The sequence below is a fragment of the Microbacterium sp. LWO14-1.2 genome (assembly GCF_038397715.1).
Classification (GTDB): domain Bacteria; phylum Actinomycetota; class Actinomycetes; order Actinomycetales; family Microbacteriaceae; genus Microbacterium.
On the sequence record NZ_CP151633.1, the window covers coordinates 2,029,907 to 2,050,545 of the forward strand.

The window sequence follows — 20,639 nt, forward strand, 5'->3', positions numbered from 1 at the left end:
CCCGCACGGCGCGGGGGATGGGTCTCGACGGTCGCGGTGGGTTTCGGCGCGACGGAGATGCGTCAGACGGCGCGGCGCAGGGCCTCGCCGAGCGCGGCGTCGACGTTCGTCCAGTACTGGAAGAAGCGCTCGCGGATCGCGTCGACCGTGAGGCCGCGACCCTGACCCGTGAGGGTCTCGAGGAAGCGGGCGCGCTGCTCGTCGTCGAAGACCGTGCGGTACAGGGTTCCGGCCTGACCGAAGTCGTCGTCGTCGAGGTGCAGGGTCGCGGCCGAGCGGATCAGCTCGCCGTCGGACTCCCAGCTCGCCTCGACACCGGCCAGCGGGTCGGCGGCGGGGCCGCCGGCAGGGCCGTACGAGTTCGGCGTGTACACGCGGTGCTCGGCCGGGTTGAACCGGTACTGCATGTTGCCCTCGTGCATATAGTTGCGCACCTCGGCCGCGTGCGGCTGGTTCACGGGCAGCTGGTTGTAGTTCGTGCCGACGCGGTGACGCTGGGCGTCGGGGTACGCGAAGACGCGGGCCATCAGCATCTTGTCGGGCGAGATGCCGGTGCCGGGCACCTGGTTGCCGGGCGAGAACGCCGCCTGCTCGATCTCGGCGAAGAAGTTCTGCGGGTTGCGGTTCAGGGTGAACGTGCCGACCTTGATGCGCGGGTAGTCCTTCTTCGACCAGGTCTTCGTCAGGTCGAACGGGTTGAAGCGGTAGGCCTTGGCCTCCTCGTACGGCATGATCTGCACGTAGACGTCCCACGACGGGTGCTCGCCGCGGGTGATCGCGTCGAACAGGTCGCGACGGTAGAAGTCGGCATCCGATCCGGCGAGCTGCTCGGCCTCTGCCGCGCCCATCGCCTCGACGCCCTGGTTGGACAGGAAGTGGTACTGCACCCAGAAGCGCTCGCCCTCGGCGTTGACCCACTGGTACGTGTGCGAGCCGTAGCCGTTCATGTGGCGCCAGCTGCGCGGCAGACCGCGGTCGCCCATGAGGTAGGTGACCTGGTGGGCCGACTCGGGGGAGAGGGTCCAGAAGTCCCACTGCATGTCGGCATCCCGCAGACCGGAGTCGCCCAGGCGCTTCTGCGAGTGGATGAAGTCGGGGAACTTCATCGCGTCGCGGATGAAGAAGGTGGGGGTGTTGTTGCCGACGATGTCGAGGTTGCCCTCGGTCGTGTAGAAGCGCAGCGAGAAGCCGCGTACGTCGCGCCAGGTGTCGGGCGAGCCCTGCTCACCGGCGACGGACGAGAAGCGCAGCAGCGTCTCGCTCGTGGCGCCCGGCTGGAACACGGCGGCGCGGGTGTAGGCCGACACGTCCTCGGTGACGACGAACTCGCCGAACGCGCCGCCGCCCTTCGCGTGCGGGTTGCGCTCCGGCACGCGCTCGCGGTTGAACGACGCGAGCTTCTCGACCAGGTAGCGGTCGTGCAGAACCGTGGGGCCGTCGGCGCCGACGGTGAGGGAGTGCGCGTCGCTGGCGACCGGCGTGCCCGTCTGCGTGGTGGTCGCGGGCAGGGGCGTGGTGGATGGGTCGGTCATGATCTTCTCCTTCTGCGCGTGGGCGCGACGAGTGCACCCGGGGTTCCGGGGGCGTCGGCGGACACGCCTACGCGGCGTTCTGGCAACTGGGGCAGAGGCCCCAGAAGGTGACTTCGGCTGTCTGGACGGTGAATCCCCCGGCCGAAGACGGGGTGAGGCACGGTGCTTCGCCGACGACGCAGTCCACGTCGCCGATCGCACCGCAGCGGGTGCAGACGACGTGGTGGTGGTTGTCGCCGATGCGCCGTTCGTAGAGCGCTGCGGATCCTGCCGGTTCGATCCGGCGGAGCAGGCCCGCCGTCGTCAGGTCCGCGAGGATGTTGTGCACCGACTGGATCGACGTCGTCGGCAGCACCTCGGAGACTGCGCGGAACACGCGCTCCGCATCCGTGTGGGCCATGGATTCCATCGCCTCGAGAACGGCGACGCGGCCCGCGGTCGCCCTCAGACCGGCGTCGTGAAGCGCCGACTCGAGTGTGGTTTCCATGCCCCCGACACTACACGTTCTTTTGAATGATTCAAAAGAACGGCGTGTCGTATCCCGGGATGCTGGAGGGGTTGCGGCCCTGCTAACGTGCCTCGTACATGAGCGGATCGAGACGCAGGGCCACGGAGCGGACCGGAGTCCTCTTCGCCGTGACCGCGGTGCTCGCCGGAGGTCTCGCGGGGTTCCTCTTCGGCGCGGCCACCATCGGAATGGTCCGCGAACAGCTGCACCTCAGCTGCAGCATGGGTCCGCCGGGAGGTGAGGGCGCCGACACATGGACGTGCGCCGACGGCATCGGCTACCTCGGTGTCGCCGTGGTGCTCGGACTCATGTGGTTCGTCGCGGTCGTGGCAGGCGGCCTCGTCGCCCTGCTGGTCCGCGCCGATCGCATCGCCAGAGTGTGCCTGGTGATCCTCGCCGCGGCATCGGTCGCCTGGATCCTCGCCTGGACCCGATACGGCTCAGCGACCCTGGTCGGTGATGAGTACGCGCCGATGAGCGGACTCGGATACTGGAACCAGGCTGTCGGGCCGGCGGCCATCGCGGCGATCGTCGGGACGATCGCCGCAGCGGGGAGCGTGGCGACGACGGGGTGGACGTCGCGGATCCTCGAGATCGCCGCGCCGGTCGCGCTCATCGTGGCGATCGTGCTGCAGCCAGGACTGATGGTCAACCTCGCCCCGGCGACAGGGCTTCTCGTTGCGTCGGCCGCGCGGGGATCCGACCCGACCACCCCGTCGCTCAGACCGCGAGGGGTTGCGCTCTCCTGACGCCTCCGTAGCGTGGAGGGCATGGACGGCAGACGAATGGCGACGGTCGGGCTGGTTCTCGCGGCGACGGCGGGGGTGGTCGGCTGCACGCCGATGTCAGATGCCGACCGCGATGCGTCCGCCTCCCCGGCGCCCTCCGCCTCGGTCACCACCTCGCCCGAGCCCACACCGGATCCCGCGGCGGCGGAGAAGCTCCCCCTTCCGGTCGACGAGATCCCCGACTGGGCGGAGACCGCCGTCCCCGGATCGGAGACCGACGGGTACGTCGGCTCGCTGTCCGGCTGGCTCAGCGAGCCCCTGTCGGCGCACTACATGTCGCGGTTCCAGTCGCTCGAGCCCGGCATCTACCAGGCGCAGATCGCGTGCCGGGGCGACGGCACGATCTCGGCATCCAGTGGCGATCTGGATGCCGAGCCCTCGCCGCAGCCGACCCAGTGCACGAACGCGACGATCGCCTTCGACATCACCACGACGAGCACGGGCCTGAAGGTCGAACTCGATCTGCAGGGTGAGCCGTCGATCTTCGCGGTGTCGTTGCGGCGGGTGGCCTGACTCCGCCGACGATCGCTAGCCGCGATCGGCCCAGGCGAGCACGCGTGCGCCGATCAGGGTCAGCCAGCGCGACGGCTCGCCCTCGGGGACATCGACGTCGAACCAGGTGCGCCCGCGCAGGGGAGCGCCCTGCAGCCACGTCCCGTCCGGCCGCCGCGCCGCACGCACCACCGCCACGGCATCCGCGATCCGCTCATCGGGAGCCGTGCCGTCGACGAGAGCCGCCTCGCGCAGGTGGTCGAGCGCCGTCAGCGCGCTGTACTGATGCCGCGACGGGTACACGAAGTGATCGACGAACGCGCCGACCCGTTCGCCCGTGGACTCGCGGTACAGCAGCCGCCGTCGCAGCAGGTACTCCTCGCCGGCGTGGCGGGCCTCGCGAAGCGAGGTGTCGCCCGTGAAGCGCTCGTACGACAGCATCCCGCGCAGCGCGTTGAGCGTCGAGTGGAACGACGAGCGCACCGAGTCGCCTTCCTCCGCCTCGCAGTTCCAGCCGCCGTCGGCGAGCCGGTGCTCGGGGAACCACGCGACCAGGCGCGACACGTCTGCGCCGAGCCACGCGCCGTTCGCGAGTGTGAACGCGTTGATGCACACGTCGACCTCGCCGCCCCAGAAGGGCATGTCGTCGTACTCCCAGCGGCAGTTGCGGTCGAGGCGGGCGGCGGTGTCGCCGAGCGCCGCCGCGTCGGCGCCCCACTCGCGCAACTGGTTCAGCGACCACGACGTCGCGATCCACGGCTGATCCGTCTCGGCCGGACCACCGGTGTCGAAGAAGCCGGCGGGAAAGTGAGCACCGCCCGCCCACCGCCCGTCGGCATCCTGCGCCGCCAGCAGGGCTGCGCCGAATCCCTCGGTCGCCACCCGTGCACGGGTCGCCTGCCACGCGGCATCCGGTGCGTGCACGAGGTCGCGTTCGACCTGCCAGCGCACGGCGGGGTCTCCGCCGAGCAGCCACTGCATCGTCTCCGTCGACATCGTCGTCGTCATGACGGGCAGGCTACTCCCGCGCTACGACATCGCGCACGGGGTTTCCGGGTCAGGACTCCGACGGGGCGAGCGGCAGTTCGAGTCCGTAGTTCCAGGAGAGGATCGCCGGCTGCTCGCGGTAGAAGCTCAGCACCGACACCGACCCCGCGTTGAGCGAGATCTGCGCGCCGAAGCGCGGGGCGAGCCGCAGGTAGACGGCGGTAAGGATGCGGAGGAAGTGGCCGTGCGCGACGAGTGCGACGTCGCCCTCGGCGAGCACGGGCAGCACGCGGGTGAGCACGCGCGACGCTCGTGCGGCGACCTCTTCGACGGTCTCGCCGGGCGTCTCCCCGCGCACGACGCCGTGCGTGAACGCGCTCCAGTCGTAGCCGAGCTCGGCGCGGATGTCCTTCGTCGTGCGGCCCTCGTACCCGCCGTAGTCCCACTCGACGAGCAGCGGATCGACCTCGGCGTGCAGGCCGGCGAGCTCGGCCGTGCGCCGGGCGCGCTCGAGCGGAGACGTGAGCACGAGCGAGAAGTCGTAGTCGGCCACGAGGCGGCCCGCACCGCGGGCGAGGTCCTCCCCGCGCGCGGTCAGCGGGATGTCGGTGAGACCGGTGTGCCGCCCCGCCTTGGACCACTCGGTCTCGCCGTGCCGCAGCAGTACGAGCTTGCCGGTGGGGTTGTCGGGTGCGGGGCGGTCGGGCAGCGGATCGTTCAGGGGCACCCTCCCAGGCTACGCGCCGCCCGCTCGCCCCGCCCCGCTCCCGCCGCGCCCCGCTCCCGCCGCGCCCCGCTCCCGCCCGCCCGCCCGCCGACCCACCCCCTTCGGCCCGAGCCACCCCCTTATGAGCGGCGCACTAGGGGGTGGCTCGGGTACAAAGGGGTGGTTCGCGAAGAAGGGGGGAAGGAGGCAGGGGAGGACGGGGGAGGGCAGGGAGGGAGAAGAGGGGGATGCGCTCACCGCGTTACGGAGAACCCGCCGCCGCGCACGCGCACCTTCCCGCCGCCGACGGCCTGCCCGCGCTGCGACCCGTCGGCCTCGTACGCGCGCCCGGAGCCAGAGGCCAGAGCCGCCACTCGCTGGTCGCGGCCCGTCCCCTCGGCGTACAGCACCGCCGAGCCCGAGGTCGTCGCGTACACCGCCGTCGCGACGGCCGGCTGGATCACGAGGGCATCGAGCCGCACGTCGCCGCGGCTCGTGCACCGCACGACCACCGCCTCGCCCGGCAGGTCCCCGCCGAGGCGCTGCGGCACCAGCATCCCGTCGGCCTCCGTGAGACCGCGGTCGCCCGTCCCGCCGGCCGGCGTGCGGGTGCTCCACAGCCGCTTGCGGCCGCGGAACACCTCCCACACCGCATCCCCGGCATCGGCCGCCTGTCGCCAGATCAGACCGTGCAGGATGCCGCCGGCCTCCGTCACGTCGAACTCCACCGTCTCGCCGGCCGGCACCCGCACGAACGCTCCGGCGGACAGGTTGCCCTCCCCGGTCCATGCGCCGCCCGCCGGCCGCTCCACGACGCACCCCGCCGACAGCCGCGCCGTCTCCGCCTCGAGCACTCGGAGCCCCGAGAACGAGCTCAACCCGGTGATCGAGGTCGCGAGGGCCGCGACGTCGCGGTTCGCGTCGAGCAGCAGCATCGTGAGCAGTCCGTGGATCGTCGACTCGGCGCCGGAGTTGCGGTTGATGCGTCCGTCGGTCTCGACGCCGTCGAACGTGACACCCGTCGCCGCGTCGTACACGGGTCGGCCGGCGGTGTTCGCGCCGAAGAACCAGCCCGCCGCGAGACCGGCGATGACACGCAGTCCCTCGCCGCCACCGGCCGCCGCCGCAGCGAGGGCGCCGGCCACCCGACCGTGCGCGCCGTACGCGATCTGCGCCTCGGCGGGCAGCGGCGCCCACGCGTTGTGCGGTCCTCCGGAGGCGAGCAGCTGCGGCGTGAAGGTGCCCGCATCGGCCACAGACGCCCGCGACCAGTCGCGCCGCCGCAGCAGGGTGCCCGCACGACCGAGCGCCTCCGGTGCCGCTGCGCCCCACGCGTGCCAGAACCCGAGCGACCCCGTCCACGGCAGCACGGCGCCGAACGGCCACCCGCCCCGCGGATCCGTCGCCATCGCGGCCACCGCCTCGCCGTACGTCGCGAGCGCGTCACGACTGCGCCGGTCGCCGACCTCCGCGGCGGCCGCGAGTCCGAGCATGGCCTCGGCCGTGGCATCCGCTCCTCCGGCGATCAGCCATGCCGGAAGGTCGCGCCCGTCGCTGCGCACGAACTGCCCCGCGCGTCCGAGGGACTCGCGGCCCAGCGCGTCGAGGCACAGGTGCAGGCGTTCGAGCAGGAAGGCCGCGAACGCGGCATCCTCCGCGGCGAACGCCGCATAGCCCTCCCCGAACGCCCAGACGGTGCGGGCGAGCCAGTACGACTCCGCCGAGTCGGACGGGTCGGGCAGCTCGACGGGGATGGCACTGGGGGTGAGCGTGCCGTCCTCCTGCTGCCACAGCACGACGCGCCCCGCGTTCGGGCCCGAGACCGTCTGCAGGAACGCGAGCGAGCGCAGCACGTCCCGTGCCTCGTCGCGACTCTGCGCGTCGCCCGTGGCCTTCCAGTCGCGCAGGAAGACGACCGCGGCCCTGGCGATGTCGTCGGCGTTGTAGGCGCCCTGCGTCCAGTACCCCGTCGCCGCGTCGCGTGTGCCGCCGCCGACCGGACGGTATCCGCCCGCGCCGTCGGTGTCGGCGTACGTCCAGGGCGCGCGTACCCGCGGATCGCTCTCGATCCCGAAGGTCGTGTGCGTCGCGCTCGCCGCGACGGGCACTTCCGCGAGCAGGAATCGCAGGTGCGCGAGGTTCGTGAGCCGGCGTCCCCGCGCCGCTTCGGCCGGCACGCGCACCGGGAGAGCGGATGCCGGAGACGCCGCCGCGGCATCCACCGGGCCGCTGGGGAGCAGCGCGAGCGCCGAGCTCGCGGCCGCGGCGGTCAGGAAGGCTCGACGCGAGATCGTCATGACTGCTCCCTGAGCGCCCGGCCCCACGGCTCGGCGGGGTCGTGGATCGCGACGGCGAGCGTCGTGTCGGACTGTCCGTAGTACGCGAACCACTTGCCGCGGAACTTCACGAGCCCCTCGACGAACGTGACGTTCGAGACGAGTCCGTTGAGATCCTCGAAGGTCTGCGGGCGCAGCCACGGCTCCTGCAGGCGTGCGATGACCTTCGTGGGCTGGTCGGGGTCGATCGCGATCTGGCCGCAGCGGTAGTCGACGTCGACCGTGCCGTCGTCGTGCACGGTGCGCGTCGCGCCGTTCGTGAGCATCACGAGCAGACCGTTGTCGGTGACGACCGGCGAGGTGCCGATCTCGACGAGCGCCTCGTCCCACGTGCCGGGAGTCGGCGAGTACATGGGCTGGGTGTCCGGCGTGCCGGGCGTCCAGTGGATGAGGTCGTCGCTCGTCGCCCAGTAGATGCCGCCCTCGCCGAAGTACATCCACCACGAGCCGTGCATCTTCTGCGGCACGATGACCCCGGCCTTCGACCAGTTGAACCCCCGCGGATCCATGGTCTTGAACGTGTCGAAGTCGTCGAACAGCGGACCGTGCTTGGTCCAGGTGCGCAGGTCGGTCGAGGTCGCCAGGCACAGCTGCGCGCTGCGGCGATCCCACCCCGTGTAGGTGAGGTAGTACGTGCCGTCGATCAGCGCGATGCGCGGATCCTCGCAGCCGTACGTCTCGTAGTCCTCCGAGGGGGAGAGGATCGGCGCGTCCTCGCGGGTGAAGTTCACGCCGTCGCTCGACCGCGCGATGCCGATGTGCGACACGATGTCGTCGGCGTGGGCGCGGTACAGCAGCACGACCTCGTCGCCGTCGACGAGCGCAGCGGGGTTGTACAGGTTGCCCGACTCCCAGCTGTCGCCGCGCGGGCGCAGGATCGGGTTGCCCTCGTAGGGCGTGAACGGACCGAGGGGGAAGGAGGCTCCGGTGAACATGGGGGTCCTTTCTGGCGCGGTGGTCGGGCGTCAGCCCTTGACCGCCGCACCGAGGTCGGTGGCGGTGAAGTAGCGCTGGAAGACGATGAACAGGATGACGACGGGGAACGCCAGCGCCGTGGCCCCGGCGAGGATCGCCCCGTTCGGGTTCGCCGTCGACTGCGCGACGTTGGAGATGTAGTTGGCGAGGGACACCGCGAGCGGCTGCAGCGCGGCATCCTTCGTGATGAGGAACGGCCAGAGGAACTCGTTCCAGGGGCCGATGAACGTCACGAGCACGACGGTCACGAGCGCTGGACGGATCAGTGGGATCGCCACCGAGGTCAGCAGTCTGATCTCGCCGGCGCCGTCGATGCGCGCTGCCTCGAAGATCTCGGCGGGCAGCGTCTTGAAGAACTGCACGAAGATGAACACGGCCGTCGTGTTGATGAGGAACGGCAGGATCATTCCGAGATACGAGTCGCCGAGGCCGTAGTTGCGGGTGATCTGCACGTAGAGCGGGATCATCAGCAACTGGAACGGCACCATCTGCACGAGCAGCATGAGCACCCACACGACGCCCCTGCCACGGAAGTCGAGGCGGGCGATCGCATAGCCGGCCAGCAGACCGAACACGACAGTGCCGAGCAGCACGCCGACCGTGAAGATCAGCGAGTTCACGAGCGATCCGAGCAGGTCGATGCGCGAGTCGATGGCGACGAAGTTGTCGACCGTCCACCCGCTCGTCGGCAGCAGCTCGCTCGGCGAGTTCGTCGGGCTCTCCTGGAACGCGCCGACCAGCATGAAGTAGAACGGGAACGCGAATCCGATCGCCGCGACCGTCAGCAGGACGATGCTGAGGATGCGGGGCAGTGAACGTCGGCGGGTCATCATCGCTCCCTCGTCGCGCGGTTGGCCAGCAGCGACAGCATCCCGACGAGGATCACGAGGATCATGCCGATCGCCGCCGCGGTGTCGGGGTTCTGCTGCTGGATGCCCAGCTGGTAGATCAGCAGCACCGGGGTCGTCGATGCGCCGTCCGGTCCGCCGCCGTTCGTCAGCAGGTAGGGCTCGGTGAAGAGGTTCGCCCCCGTGATGATCGAGAGGATCAGCACGAGCGTCGTCGCGCTGCGCACGCCGGGGACCGTGACGTTCCAGAACCGGGAGAACGCCCCTGCCCCGTCGGTCTCGGCCGACTCGTACAGCTCTTTCGGCACGTTCTGCAGGGCGGCGAGGTAGAGCAGGATGTAGAAGCCGAGCTGCTTCCACGTCACGTAGAACGCGATCATCGGCATCGCCAGCCCGCTGTTCACGAGCCACGAGGGGTCGGGTGCGAGCGGACCAAGGATCGTGTTGATCAGTCCGTTGCCCGAGAACAGCAGCATCCACACTCCGACGAGCGAGACGCTCGCCGTGAGATACGGCACGTAGAACGCCACCCGATAGGCGGCTGCCCAGCGGATGCCGGTGTTCAGCGCCGCCGCGAGCACGAGCGACAGCACGGCGGTGAGCGGCACGTTGATCACGAGGAAGATCAGCGTGTTGCGGAAGGCGCCGAGCACCCGCGGGTCGGTGAGCACGGTGACGAAGTTGTCGAAGCCCACGAAGGGCCGTTCGACCTCGGCACCGGGGGCGGTGAAGAAGTAGTCGTGGAAGGCGATGTAGACCGCGAAGCCGAGGGGGAACGCGAAGATCGCCAGCACGAACACGAGGTACGGCAGCGCGAACGCGCCTCCGATCGGCTGCGCTCCCAGCAGGCGGGTGCGCAGCGATCGCGATGACCGGGCCGGAGGGGTGGCCGGGGCAGCGGGTGCCCCGGCCACGTCCGTGACCGCGTCGTCTCGGAGAGTCATGACCCTGTCGTCACTCGGCCACGAGGTCGTCGATCTTCGTCGCGGCGTTCTTCAGGAAGTCGTCGATCGACTCCTTGCCGAAGATCACGGCCGAGGAGTACTCGTCGCGGAACGCCTGCCACGCCTCGACCGAGTTCGCGATGCTCGGCACATCGGCCGTCGCCTCCGCCTGCTCCGCGAACGACACGTAGTCGGGATTCGCGCTGAAGTAGTCGGCGTAGGTGCCGGTGAGGTCGGTGCGCATGGGCATCTGACCCGTGGCCTCGAGCAGCTTGCCGTCGCTGTCCTCACTGGTCGAGAACTTCAGGAACTCCCACGCCGTGCCCTGGTTCTCGCAGGCGGTGAACATCGAGACGCTCTTCGAGTCGGCGAACGTCGTCGGGTTCTCGCGGCCGTCGCTGGTCGGCACCGGCATGAAGCCCACGTCGACCGTGTCGGCGTACGAGGGGATCGCCCACGGGCCGGCGAGCTGCATGGCCGTGGTGCCGGCCGACATCGCGTCGTCGGTCGAGGCCTCGTTCGGCGAGAGCTTCTCCTCGTAGAACGTCGACCAGAACTCGGCGACGGTGCGGCCGGCATCCGAGTCGATCGTGGCCTTGCCGTCTTCGACGAGCATCGTGCCGTCGGTCTCCGCCAGGTACAGCGGGTAGAAGTCGAACCACGGCTGGTAGAACTCGCTGGTCGGCGCGGGCCAGATGGCGCTCTGCACGCCGGACTCGACGATCTTGCGCGACCCGTCGAGGAACGCGTCGTACGTGTTCATCTGCGGGTTCTCGGGGTCGATGCCGGCGGCCTGGAACAGTGCCTTGTTGTACATCACCATGACGGGGTTCGACTTCCACGGCAGCTGGTAGTAGGCGCCGTCGGTCGAGTAGGAGTCGACCTCTCCGCCGCGCTCGGTGATGTAGTCGTCGGCGCCGTCGATCTCGCTGAGGTCGACGAGCCCGCCCTGCTTGACCCATCCCGACACTGCGGCCGGAGCCACGTTGTAGACGAGGCAGGGGGCGGTGCCGGCGGTGATCGCCGCGGTGATGGCCTCCTCCGACGACGAGCCGGCGGGGATCTCCTGCGCGGTGACCTTCTCGTCGGGGTGCTCGGCGTTCCAGGCGTCGACGATCGACTGGCCCCACTCGACCTCCTGCTCGTTGTTCGAGAGCCAGATCTTGATCGGACCGGTGCCGTCGGCGGAACCGCCTCCGCCTCCGCCGCCCGCCGAGCAGCCGGTGACGACGAGGGCGGTGACGCCCAGCAGCGCTGCTGCACGAATCTTTTTCATGGTGTCCTCCTTGACGCGATGGTTCGGGTGATGCTGTCGGGTGGTGCCGTTCGGGTCGTGCTGGTCGGGATCTCTTTTGGTGCGGGTCAGCCCGCGGTGCTCGCGCGGAAGTGCACGACCGTGCAGTCGACGTCTTCGACGCGCGGGTCGGCGCCGAGGATGTCGGCCTGCAGCAGCCGGGCCGCTGCGCGACCGCGGGCCGCCGGCCCCGACGACACGCTCGTCAGGGCGGGGGAGAGGTGGGCGGAGAGGTGGTCGTCGTCGAAGCCGGAGATGGCGAGGTCGCGGGGGACGTTCAGCCCCTGCGACCGCGCGTACGAGAGTCCGGCGATGGCCATGGTGTCGTTCGAGTACAGGATCGCGGTCGGCCGGTCGGGCAGCGCGAGCAGTTCGGCGGTGCGCTCTCGGCCGCTGGATGCCGTGAAGTCGCCCTCGCGCAGCAGGCTGTCGTCGCCGATCGCTGCGATGTACGCGTCGGCGCGCACGCGCGAGTGCACGTAGTCGAGCGGCCCGGAGACGTGGGCGATGCGCGTGTGCCCGGCGGCGCGCAGGTGGTCGATGATCTCGGTCACCGGTGCGGCGTCGTCGGTGCGCACGCAGGAGAACCGGGTCGGCTGCTCGTAGGCGCCGACGAGCACGGTGGGTACGCGCAGCTGCTCGAGCAGCGGGACCCGCCAGTCGTCGGTGCGCAGGTCGAGCAGCAGGGCGCCGTCGGCGCGGCCGTGGCTCAGCGTGCGGTACGCCCGCTCCTCGGCATCCCGGTCCGGCACGACCTGCAGCAGCAGTGCGGTCTCGGTCTCGGCGAGCACCGATTCGACGCCGGCGATGAAGGCGGGGAAGAACGAGTCGTTCGCGATGACCTCGGGGTCGCGTGCGAGCACGACCGCGACGGCGTTGGCCCGCTGCGTCGCGAGGGCGCGGGCGCTCTGACTCGGGACCCACTGCAGCTTCTCGACGGCGGCGAGCACCTTCGCCCTGGTGTCGTCGGAGATGGGGCGCTTGCCGCTCAGGGCGTGCGACACGGTGGCCTTGGTGACGCCTGCTTCGCGGGCGACATCGGCGATGGTCGTGCGGCTCATGCCACCTCCTCGTGACTGCACTCGGCTTTCGTGAACCGGTTTGACGAGTGTAAACCGGTTTGACGCTCCCGTCAACGCCCGCCCGCTTTCGCCGAGCCACCCCCTTATGCCCGAACCACCCCCTTCTGTGCGGCTCGTACAGGGGTGGCTCGACGCGAAAGGGGTGGCTCGGCGGGCCGGAGAGCGGGACGGGCCGGGGAGGGGGATGGGCCGGGGCGGGGGAGGGGCGGGCGGGGTCAGACGAAGCGAACGGTCTGCTGCAACCGCGTGCGCACGTCGAACAGCTCGTTGCCGCCGATCGCGCGAGCACCCGGCACGCCCTGCCGCAGCACCATCGACAGAGCGCTGCGCCGCACGACCACGACCGGCACGCCGCGACTCGTGCCGAGCGGCGTCACCGCCTGCGAGAGGTCGTCGTCGGGGAGCACGATGATCGCTCCGCCGAACTTCACCCTCGCGGCCTTGGCGACGGCGCGCATGCGGGCGAGGGCCGCGGTGACCGGCGCCCTCGTGCCGAGGCTCGGCCCGGTGATCTCGCCGCGGCGGAAGCCGACGACGCCGCCGAAGTCCTCCGACATCACTCCGTAGAGTCCAGACGGGCTCAGCACCACGTGGTCGAGCTTGTCGTCGGGGTCGGGGCCCGTCGCGACGTCGTGCCACACGGTGAACCCCATGCCGAGCGTGCTGACGGTGCGCGCGGTGGCCTCTTCGGCGAGGGCGTCGGCGAGCAGCCGCCGCAGGTCGCGGGGCGCGGAGCGCACGAGCGCCGGGTCGTACGGGTCAGGCACCTCGACGCCGAATCCCGCCCACTCGCGGATCAGGGTCAGATACCTCTCGCGGCGCCACCCGCCGGGATGCCCGTACGATCGTGCCTTCGGGCGGGTGTCGGTGCGCGCTGCGGCGCGCGGACGCCATCCCGACTCCTCCGAATCCGTGGGGATGCCGGGGTGCACCCCGCTGCGGCGGTCGTAGGCCGCGCGCAGCTCGGGCGTGCCGACGAGCTCCCACGCGCGCTGCACCTGGATGAAGACCGCGGCGTCGCCGCCCGTGTCGGGATGCGTCTGCCGCAGCCGCAGGCGATAGGCCCGGCGCAGCTCGTCGTGCTCGACGTCCGGATCCACACCGAGGATCTCGTAGGCCGAGGCTGAGAGCGGACTGTCGAACATCGCTCTCCTTCCGCGACCGCGGCGTCCAGAATATCCGTCCGGTGCTGTGCGTCGGCCGCGTCCCTACTCCGCGGCGTCGCTCCGCAGGTGCGCGATGTGCGCGGCGTGCCGCTCGAGGTGGTTCTGCGACTTCCGCACGAAGAGCCACGCGACGATCAGCAGCGCGAACCAGATCGGGGTCACGAGCAGCGCGGTGAGCGTGTCGGGCTGCGTGGTGAGGGCCCAGAGGATGAACACGAAGAACGCGAGCACCACGAACACCATGAACACGCCGCCCGGCATCCGGAACGTCGACGTGGCCGCCTTCTCCGGGCGGTTGCGGCGGTAGGCCAGGTAGCTGAACAGGAAGATCGTCCACACGAACATGAAGCACACGGCCGAGACCGTCGTGACCATGTCGAACGCGGTGCCGATGTCCTTGCCCGCGTACAGCAGCACCACGCCCGACAGCAGCAGGATGCAGGAGAGGAAGAGCGCGTTCTGCGGCACGCGCCGCTTCGACAGGCGGCCGAACAGGCGAGGGGCGTCGCCGTCCTTCGCCAGGCCGAACACCATGCGCGAGGTCGAGTAGATGCCCGAGTTCGCGCTCGACATCGCCGAGGTGAGCACGACGAGGTTCACCACGGTCGCGGCGATGCCGAGCCCGGCGAGCGCGAACATCGCGATGAACGGGCTCTCTCCGGCGACGTACTCGGTCCAGGGCGTGACGGCCATGAGGATCACGAGCGCGCCCACGTAGAACAGCAGGATGCGGATCGGGATGGCGTTGATCGCCTTCGGCAGGTTGCGCTCCGGGTCCTTCGTCTCGGCCGCCGCGGTGCCGACGAGTTCGACGCCCACGAAAGCGAACACCGCGATCTGGAAGCCGGCGACGAAGCCCATGAAGCCGTGCGGGAACATGCCGCCGTGGTTCCACAGGTTCGCGAAGCTCGCGGTTCCGGCCTCGTGCTGGAACCCGGTGACGATCATCACGAGACCCGTGACGATGAGCGCCACGATCGCGACGATCTTGATGAGCGCGAACCAGAACTCCATCTCGCCGAACGCCGCCACGGTCGGCAGGTTCAGCGCGAGCAGGATGACGACGACGAGCAGTCCGGGGATCCACAGCGGGATGCCGGGGAACAGCGCGTCGGTGTACCCGGCGATCGCGATGACGTCGGCGACCCCGGTGACCACCCAGCAGAACCAGTAGGTCCATCCGGTGAAGAAGCCGGCCCAGGGTCCGAGCAGGTCGCTCGCGAAGTCGCTGAACGACTTGTACTTGAGGTTCGACAGCAGCAGCTCGCCCATGGCCCGCATGACGAAGAACAGCATGAACCCGATGATCATGTAGACGAAGATCACCGACGGGCCCGCGACCGAGATCGTCTTGCCGCTGCCCATGAAGAGGCCGGTGCCGATGGCTCCGCCGATCGCGAGCAGCTGGATGTGGCGGTTGCTCAGCGCTCGCCGCAGGTGCTGCTCGTCGTCGCCGACGCCGGTGTCGGATGCTGTGCGCTTCGTGGTGCTCATCCCATAGACCGTAGTTGCCGATCGGGGATGGTGTTGTCCCGAATCGATTCGATAAAATGGTGGCTCCCCCGATCCGTCCCCCCAGTCCTGCGAGCCGCTTCCCCATGGCCACCTCCCTCACCACGGGTCGCCCGTGGCGTGTCATCCTCTCGTTCTCGATCCCGCTGCTCATCGGCAACGTGGTGCAGCAGATGTACCAGTTCGCCGATGCCGTCGTCGTCGGTCGCCACCTCGGCGTGCAGTCCCTCGCCGCCGTCGGCGCGACCGGAAGCCTGCTGTTCCTGCTCATCGGCTTCGCCTGGGGCCTGACCAGCGGGTTCGCGATCCCGATCGCACAGGCGTTCGGAGCCGGCGACGCCCCCGGTGTCCGTCGGTCCGTCGCGACGGGCGTCATCCTCACCGGCGTCACGAGCGTGGTGCTGACGATCGTCGCGCCCCTCATCTCCCGCCCGCTGCTCGAGCTGCTGCAGACGCCGGTCGAACTGCTGCCCGAGGCGACGACCTTCACGCAGATCAGCTTCCTCGGCGCGAGCGCGACGATGTTCTTCAACTACCTCTCGGCGATCATCCGCGCGATCGGCGACTCCCGCACGCCGCTCGTCTTCCTCACGGTGTCGTGCGCGCTGAACGTCGGCCTCGTGGTTCTCATGGTCGGCCCCCTCGACTGGGGGGTGGGCGGCGCGGCGCTCGCGACCGTCGTGGCGCAGGCCGTCTCGGTCGTGCTGTGCCTGGAGTTCGTGCGCCGCCGCCTGCCGATGCTGCACCTGCGCGCGGCCGACTGGCGGGTCACGCGCGACGACGTCCGCGAGCACCTGCGGCTGGGGCTGCCGATGGGCTTCCAGGCGTCGATCATCGCGATCGGCACCTTGACCGTGCAGGTCGCGCTCAACACGCTCGGCTCCGACGCGGTCGCGGCGTACACGACGGCGTCCCGCGTCGACGGTCTCGCGGTCGCGTTCCTCTCGTCGCTGGGTCTCGCCGCCTCGATGTACGCGGCGCAGAACCTCGGCGGACGGCGGCCCGACCGCATCCGCCGTGGTGTGATCGAGGGGACGTGGATGGCGATCGGCGCGGGTCTGCTGCTCGGCGTCGTGATCATCGCCTTCGGCGCCCCGCTCGTGCGCCTGTTCGTCGGGCACGGCGTCGATGCCGACGAGGTGGTCGATCTCGCGCACGTGATGCTCATCATCAACGGGTGCGGGTACTGGGCGCTCGGCATCCTGTTCGTGCTCCGCGGGGCGCTGCAGGGTCTCGGCCACACGCTCGTCCCGACGGTGACCGGTGTGATCGAGCTCGTGATGCGCGTGGGAGCCGCCGTGGTGCTCGGCGCGCTGATCGGCTTCGAGGGCGTCGCGCTCAGCAATCCGCTCGCGTGGCTGGGCGCGATCCTGCTGCTCGTGCCCGCCTACGTCCGAGCGCACCGCGGACTCGCTCACCTCAAGGTCGACCCGGTCGAGGCCACCGAGACGTCGACCATGGCGATCGTCGGCCCGACCGATGGATCCATGGTCGTGGATGCCGTCGTCACCCAGCCGATCCGCACGGTGCGCGGGTCGCGGTTCGGGTGGCTGACCCGACGTTGAACGGCTCGTCAAGATTACGCAACATCATCCTGCAGATGGATGCCGGAGCGGCGCCTCCTTCGTACTGTTGATGGTGCGGAGGGTCCGCTGACGGGGGGTCGTCATGACGTCATCGAGGGTTGCGAGCGATCTGGCATCGGTTCTGGTGCCGATCGGAATAATGGGGGCCGTGCTGGCCGGGTTGTGCGCGCTGGTCGCGGCGATCGCCGTCATGCGCGGAGCGGCCGGTCTGGCCGGCGGCGCAGTGGGGGTCTGGATCCCCGCCGCGGTGCTGAGCCTGGCCGCGTCGTTCGCGAATCAGTGGATGCCGGTCATCGTGTCGGGGGCGCTGCTGGTCGGGCTGCTGGTCATCGGCGCGGTGGTGCGCGGCATCGTCAACGCGGGAGAGCCCGCTCGGTCGACCGCGCGCGCCGCCCGCCTCGCCGCATCGACCGGAGAGGCGCAGGCGGGGGCCGCGGTCACGACGGCCGCGCCCGCCACGTCGTCGCCGCCTGCGACGGGCACCATCCCGGCGCTCGCCCGCTGACGCGCCTGCTCCTTCGTCACCCCGTGGTCCACGCGTGACGAAGGAGATCACACGCAGCGAAGGACAGGATGCCGCGGCGCGTCCTTCATTACGTGCGATCCCCTGCGATCACAGCTTCGGCAGCGGAACCGTCCCGGTCACGAGCCGCTCCGTCGGCATCCGGTCGCGGTTGTAGGTGATGTCGCGGTACCCGTGCGGTGTCGGACGCCCGTTCTCGTCGAGGCTCACGAACACGATCTTCTCGATCGTGAGGATGCGCTTCCGGGTGATCATGTTGCGGGCCACTGCGCGCATCGTGAGCGAGGTGACGCCGAAGTGCGTCGCCTGCAGTCCGAGTTCGACGAGGTCGCCCTGTACGGCCGAGGCCTCGAACGTGATCTCGGAGATGTGCTTCGTGACCGCGCGGTAGTTGCCCAGCTGCACGATCGCGTAGATCGCCGCCTCCTCGTCGATCCACTTCAACAGGCTGCCGCCGAACAGCGAACCGTTGGCGTTCAGGTCCTCCGGGCGCACCCACTTGCGGGTGCGGAAGTTGATGCCGTCCTCCGACCACTGCCACTCGGGTGTCTGCTGCGTCGTCATGCGGTCGAGGCTACGTCCGTCATGAGTCGGCGATGTTACGCGCGTGCGAAGGATCGCGACGCCGGTACGCCCTACTCGGCCACCTCCTGCTCGAAGGGCAAGAGCGACCAGGGCACGCAGGAGTCTGCCGACACGTCGATGACGGGGGAGCCGGCGGTGTCTGGCTCGAGCTCGCGACGGAGGCAGTCCAGCAGGTCCGCGCCGGAGAACACCACGTCGGTCTGCCAGACCGAGAAGACGGGAGCGCCGGGGCCGGCCGGGGCGGCGGGCATGTACCGGTGCGCGAACAGGGGAACGAGCGTCGGCCACTGCCCAACCCGCTCCGTCACGACAGCGCTGCGCGCTTCAGCGTTCGGCGGCCTGACACCCCAGCCGGCGGGCCAGAACGCGTTGTTCTCGACGTCGAAAAGCACCCCCTCGCGGGGCCAGTCGAGGCGGGACCGGATGCTGTCCTCGCTGTCTCTCGTCCAGTGCAGCCACCGTTCGCCCGCCGGCTGGACCCGCGCGAGCAGGTGCCGATGGTCGGGGCTGAACACGAATCCGTAGCGGGCTTCGATCTCGGCGAGCTCGGCGGACTGCAGCCCGGGGTCGAGGGGCACTCCGTGAGCCTCGAGCAGGGCGATGCAGGCGTCGATGTCGACGCCCTCGCCGACACCGTCGTGAAGGGGCATGGTGTTCTCCGGGTTCGTGGTGGACGAGCCCACCGTATTCCAGACACGCTCGGGCAGCGCGCACGGAACGACGGACACCCGTAACGAAGGAGATCACACGTTTTGCAGGAGCGGGGGCGAGAAAACCTCCTTCGCAGCGAGAGATCTCCTTCGTCACGAGCGAGGAGTCACGAGCGACGAGCGCGGCACGGCTCCCCGCACGCGAAGGCATGGCTCTGCTCACGGCGGATCCGCCCCCGGCGGATTCCCGCGTGGACCGCGAGGGGGCGACGGATGCTGGGGGCATGAGCGAAGACAACCCCATCCCGCAGTTCGGGCCAGAGGCCCGCCGCGCGCTGTTCCACGAGCGGGTGCTCGTGCTCGACGGCGCTCTCGACGACGACAACGGCACGCTGCTCATGACGCAGCTGCTGACCCTGTCGGCCGAGGACCCGACCACCGACATCGCCCTGTGGATCCACTCCCCGGGTGGTTCGGTGCCGTCCATGCTCGCGATCCGCGACCTCATGACCCTGATCCCGAACGACGTCTCGACCCTGGCGCTCGGGCTCGCCTGCAGCGCCGGCCAGTTCCTCCTCTCCGCCGGGGCGAAAGGCAAGCGCCGGGCATTGCCGCACGCCCGTATCCTCATGCATCAGGGGTCCGCGGGCATCGGCGGATCCGCAGTCGAGATCGAGACCCAGGCCGGCGACCTGCGCCACATGCGCGACACGGTGCTGGGCCTCATCGCCGACGACACGGGGCAGCCGCCCGAGCGCATCTTCGAGGACTCGCTGCACGACCGCTGGTACACCGCACAGCAGGCGCAGGACTACGGCTTCATCGACGGCATCCTCGATTCGGTCGCCGAGATCATGCCGCGCCGGCGTGCGCGGGTCGGACTGGGGGTCGGCTCATGAGCAGCTACACGATCCCGAACGTCATCGCGCAGCATCCACGGGGCGAGCGCGTCATGGACGTGTACTCGCACCTGCTCGCGGAGCGCGTGATCTACCTGGGCACCGGCATCGACGCGGGCGTCGCCAACGCGCTCATCGCGCAGCTGCTGCACCTCGACGCCGACAGCCCGGAGTCGGCCGTGCAGTTCTACGTCAACAGCGAGGGCGGCGATCCCGGGGCGGCTCTGGCGATCTACGACACCATGCAGCACATCCGTCCTGCGATCGCGACGACGTGCGTCGGCCAGGCGATCGGCCCGGCGGCGCTGCTGGTGGCGGCGGGCGCTGCGGGGCAGCGGTCCGCGCTGACGCACGCGCGCATCGTGCTGCACCAGCCGGCCGGACAGTCGCGCGGTGCGATCCCCGATCTGATCCTCGCGGCCGACGAGGTCGTACGGGTGCGCTCCGACATGGAGTCCATCCTCGCCAGGCACTCCGGGCGCACGGTCGAGGAGCTGCGCGCCGACACCGATCGCGATCGGGTGTTCACCGCATCCGCAGCGCTGGGCTACGGCCTCATCGACACCGTGCTGGGGGAGCGGACGGCGTGAGCTCGCTCAGGCGGCGAGAACGAACGCACCGCGGGCGGCGGAGACGGCAGCGGATGCCGGGGCGGCCGCCGTCCGCAGCTCGTCTGCCACCGCGCTCGTGAGCTCGATGAGCGAGATGTCGAGCGCTCCGGCGATCGCGGCGATCATCTCGCTCGACGGCTCCTTGAGCCCGCGTTCGACTTCGGAGAGGTACTGCGGCGAGACGCCGGCGCGCTCCGCGGTCTCGGTGAGCGTCTCTTCGCGGTCGTGGCGGCGGCGCCGCAGCTGATCGCCGAGCAGGTGGCGCCAGAGCGGCTCGGGGTCGGCGGGGCGGGGTGCGCGGGAGAACGGGACGATGTCGGCCATGACTCACGGTACGTCGCGCCAGGCGCGGGCATCGAGCGGTTCTGCTCAGAGCAGAACCAGAGCGGAAGCAGAGACGAACCGGAGCAGAAGTGATCACCTGAATGGAACGTTCACACACCCGCGGCTCTTGCGTGAACGTCGCCTTGCTACGTTTCTGCCCGCCGGAGAGACGCCGATCAGGCCGAAGCCGGTTGCCACTGTAATTGGGAAAAGGGTGAGCGGAGAGCGGGGCGTGGGGTACGTCTCGCTCTCCGTACCCTCCCCGCGAGGATCGCGCGAGGGAGAGTCGGA

Annotated in this window: 21 protein-coding genes; 6 read left to right on the forward strand and 15 right to left on the reverse strand. The window is 70.1% G+C overall.

Going from position 1 to position 20,639, the window contains the following annotated elements; translation table 11 throughout:
* Positions 1-62: 62 nt before the first annotated feature.
* Together MRBLWO14_RS09810 and MRBLWO14_RS09815 are read right to left on the reverse strand one after the other, a co-directional pair.
* Positions 63-1,532, reverse strand: coding sequence for a catalase (locus MRBLWO14_RS09810; RefSeq protein WP_341932971.1), 1,470 nt, complete (start codon positions 1,530-1,532; stop codon positions 63-65).
* 67 nt (positions 1,533-1,599) lie between these two features.
* Complete coding sequence (locus MRBLWO14_RS09815) at positions 1,600-2,019, reverse strand: Fur family transcriptional regulator (protein ID WP_341932972.1); 420 nt, start codon at positions 2,017-2,019, stop codon at positions 1,600-1,602.
* A 98-nt stretch (positions 2,020-2,117) separates the two neighbouring features.
* On the opposite strand from MRBLWO14_RS09815, the gene MRBLWO14_RS09820 reads away from it, so the two are divergent.
* Both MRBLWO14_RS09820 and MRBLWO14_RS09825 read left to right on the forward strand, forming a co-directional pair.
* Positions 2,118-2,789 (forward strand): hypothetical protein, encoded by a 672-nt coding sequence (locus MRBLWO14_RS09820; protein ID WP_341932973.1) that lies wholly within the window; start codon positions 2,118-2,120, stop codon positions 2,787-2,789.
* Positions 2,790-2,810: 21 nt separating this feature from the next.
* Positions 2,811-3,341 (forward strand): hypothetical protein, encoded by a 531-nt coding sequence (locus MRBLWO14_RS09825; protein ID WP_341932974.1) that lies wholly within the window; start codon positions 2,811-2,813, stop codon positions 3,339-3,341.
* A gap of 15 nt (positions 3,342-3,356) precedes the next feature.
* Here the strand turns inward: MRBLWO14_RS09825 and MRBLWO14_RS09830 are convergent, their stop codons facing one another.
* The 10 genes from MRBLWO14_RS09830 to cycA form a co-directional block, all read right to left on the reverse strand.
* Positions 3,357-4,328 carry a squalene cyclase gene (locus tag MRBLWO14_RS09830; RefSeq protein ID WP_341932975.1) on the reverse strand — a complete coding sequence of 324 codons (972 nt, stop codon included), beginning with the start codon at positions 4,326-4,328 and terminating at the stop codon, positions 3,357-3,359.
* A gap of 49 nt (positions 4,329-4,377) precedes the next feature.
* Entirely contained in the window at positions 4,378-5,034 is a 657-nt protein-coding gene (locus MRBLWO14_RS09835; protein WP_341932976.1) for a histidine phosphatase family protein, read from the reverse strand.
* A gap of 233 nt (positions 5,035-5,267) precedes the next feature.
* A complete protein-coding gene (locus MRBLWO14_RS09840) occupies positions 5,268-7,310 on the reverse strand; it encodes a hypothetical protein (RefSeq protein ID WP_341932977.1) in 2,043 nt (680 codons plus the stop codon).
* Positions 7,307-8,284: a glycoside hydrolase family 130 protein gene (locus MRBLWO14_RS09845; protein ID WP_341932978.1), complete on the reverse strand. Its 978-nt coding sequence runs from the start codon at positions 8,282-8,284 to the stop codon at positions 7,307-7,309. Before MRBLWO14_RS09845 ends, MRBLWO14_RS09840 begins: the two co-directional genes overlap by 4 nt.
* Positions 8,285-8,314: 30 nt before the next feature.
* Positions 8,315-9,157 (reverse strand): carbohydrate ABC transporter permease, encoded by an 843-nt coding sequence (locus MRBLWO14_RS09850; RefSeq protein WP_341932979.1) that lies wholly within the window; start codon positions 9,155-9,157, stop codon positions 8,315-8,317.
* Positions 9,154-10,116 carry a sugar ABC transporter permease gene (locus MRBLWO14_RS09855; protein ID WP_341932980.1) on the reverse strand — a complete coding sequence of 321 codons (963 nt, stop codon included), beginning with the start codon at positions 10,114-10,116 and terminating at the stop codon, positions 9,154-9,156. Before MRBLWO14_RS09855 ends, MRBLWO14_RS09850 begins: the two co-directional genes overlap by 4 nt.
* 10 nt (positions 10,117-10,126) lie before the next feature.
* The gene (locus MRBLWO14_RS09860; protein ID WP_341932981.1) at positions 10,127-11,392 is read right to left on the reverse strand and encodes an extracellular solute-binding protein; all 1,266 of its coding nucleotides are present in this window, start codon (positions 11,390-11,392) and stop codon (positions 10,127-10,129) included.
* Between the two features lie 86 nt (positions 11,393-11,478).
* Complete coding sequence (locus MRBLWO14_RS09865; RefSeq protein WP_341932982.1) at positions 11,479-12,471, reverse strand: LacI family DNA-binding transcriptional regulator; 993 nt, start codon at positions 12,469-12,471, stop codon at positions 11,479-11,481.
* Positions 12,472-12,707: 236 nt separating this feature from the next.
* A complete protein-coding gene (locus tag MRBLWO14_RS09870) occupies positions 12,708-13,637 on the reverse strand; it encodes a J domain-containing protein (protein WP_341932983.1) in 930 nt (309 codons plus the stop codon).
* Between the two features lie 63 nt (positions 13,638-13,700).
* Complete coding sequence (gene cycA / locus MRBLWO14_RS09875) at positions 13,701-15,152, reverse strand: D-serine/D-alanine/glycine transporter (RefSeq protein WP_341932984.1); 1,452 nt, start codon at positions 15,150-15,152, stop codon at positions 13,701-13,703.
* Between the two features lie 104 nt (positions 15,153-15,256).
* On the opposite strand from cycA, the gene MRBLWO14_RS09880 reads away from it, so the two are divergent.
* Positions 15,257-16,735 (forward strand): MATE family efflux transporter, encoded by a 1,479-nt coding sequence (locus MRBLWO14_RS09880; protein WP_341932985.1) that lies wholly within the window; start codon positions 15,257-15,259, stop codon positions 16,733-16,735.
* A gap of 103 nt (positions 16,736-16,838) precedes the next feature.
* A complete protein-coding gene (locus MRBLWO14_RS09885; RefSeq protein WP_341932986.1) occupies positions 16,839-17,261 on the forward strand; it encodes a hypothetical protein in 423 nt (140 codons plus the stop codon).
* Between the two features lie 108 nt (positions 17,262-17,369).
* Here the strand turns inward: MRBLWO14_RS09885 and MRBLWO14_RS09890 are convergent, their stop codons facing one another.
* Both MRBLWO14_RS09890 and MRBLWO14_RS09895 read right to left on the reverse strand, forming a co-directional pair.
* On the reverse strand, positions 17,370-17,843 hold the full coding sequence (locus MRBLWO14_RS09890; protein WP_341932987.1) for a hotdog domain-containing protein: 474 nt from the start codon (positions 17,841-17,843) through the stop codon (positions 17,370-17,372).
* A gap of 71 nt (positions 17,844-17,914) precedes the next feature.
* Entirely contained in the window at positions 17,915-18,514 is a 600-nt protein-coding gene (locus tag MRBLWO14_RS09895; protein WP_341932988.1) for a hypothetical protein, read from the reverse strand.
* Positions 18,515-18,798: 284 nt separating this feature from the next.
* Between MRBLWO14_RS09895 and MRBLWO14_RS09900 the strand changes: the two genes are divergently transcribed.
* A complete protein-coding gene (locus MRBLWO14_RS09900) occupies positions 18,799-19,413 on the forward strand; it encodes an ATP-dependent Clp protease proteolytic subunit (RefSeq protein WP_341932989.1) in 615 nt (204 codons plus the stop codon).
* A complete protein-coding gene (locus MRBLWO14_RS09905; RefSeq protein WP_341932990.1) occupies positions 19,410-20,003 on the forward strand; it encodes an ATP-dependent Clp protease proteolytic subunit in 594 nt (197 codons plus the stop codon). The genes MRBLWO14_RS09900 and MRBLWO14_RS09905 overlap by 4 nt, the downstream gene beginning before the upstream one ends.
* Before the next feature lie 6 nt (positions 20,004-20,009).
* On the opposite strand, the gene MRBLWO14_RS09910 is transcribed toward MRBLWO14_RS09905, so the two are convergent.
* The gene (locus MRBLWO14_RS09910; RefSeq protein ID WP_341932991.1) at positions 20,010-20,348 is read right to left on the reverse strand and encodes a helix-turn-helix transcriptional regulator; all 339 of its coding nucleotides are present in this window, start codon (positions 20,346-20,348) and stop codon (positions 20,010-20,012) included.
* Positions 20,349-20,639: the final 291 nt, after the last annotated feature.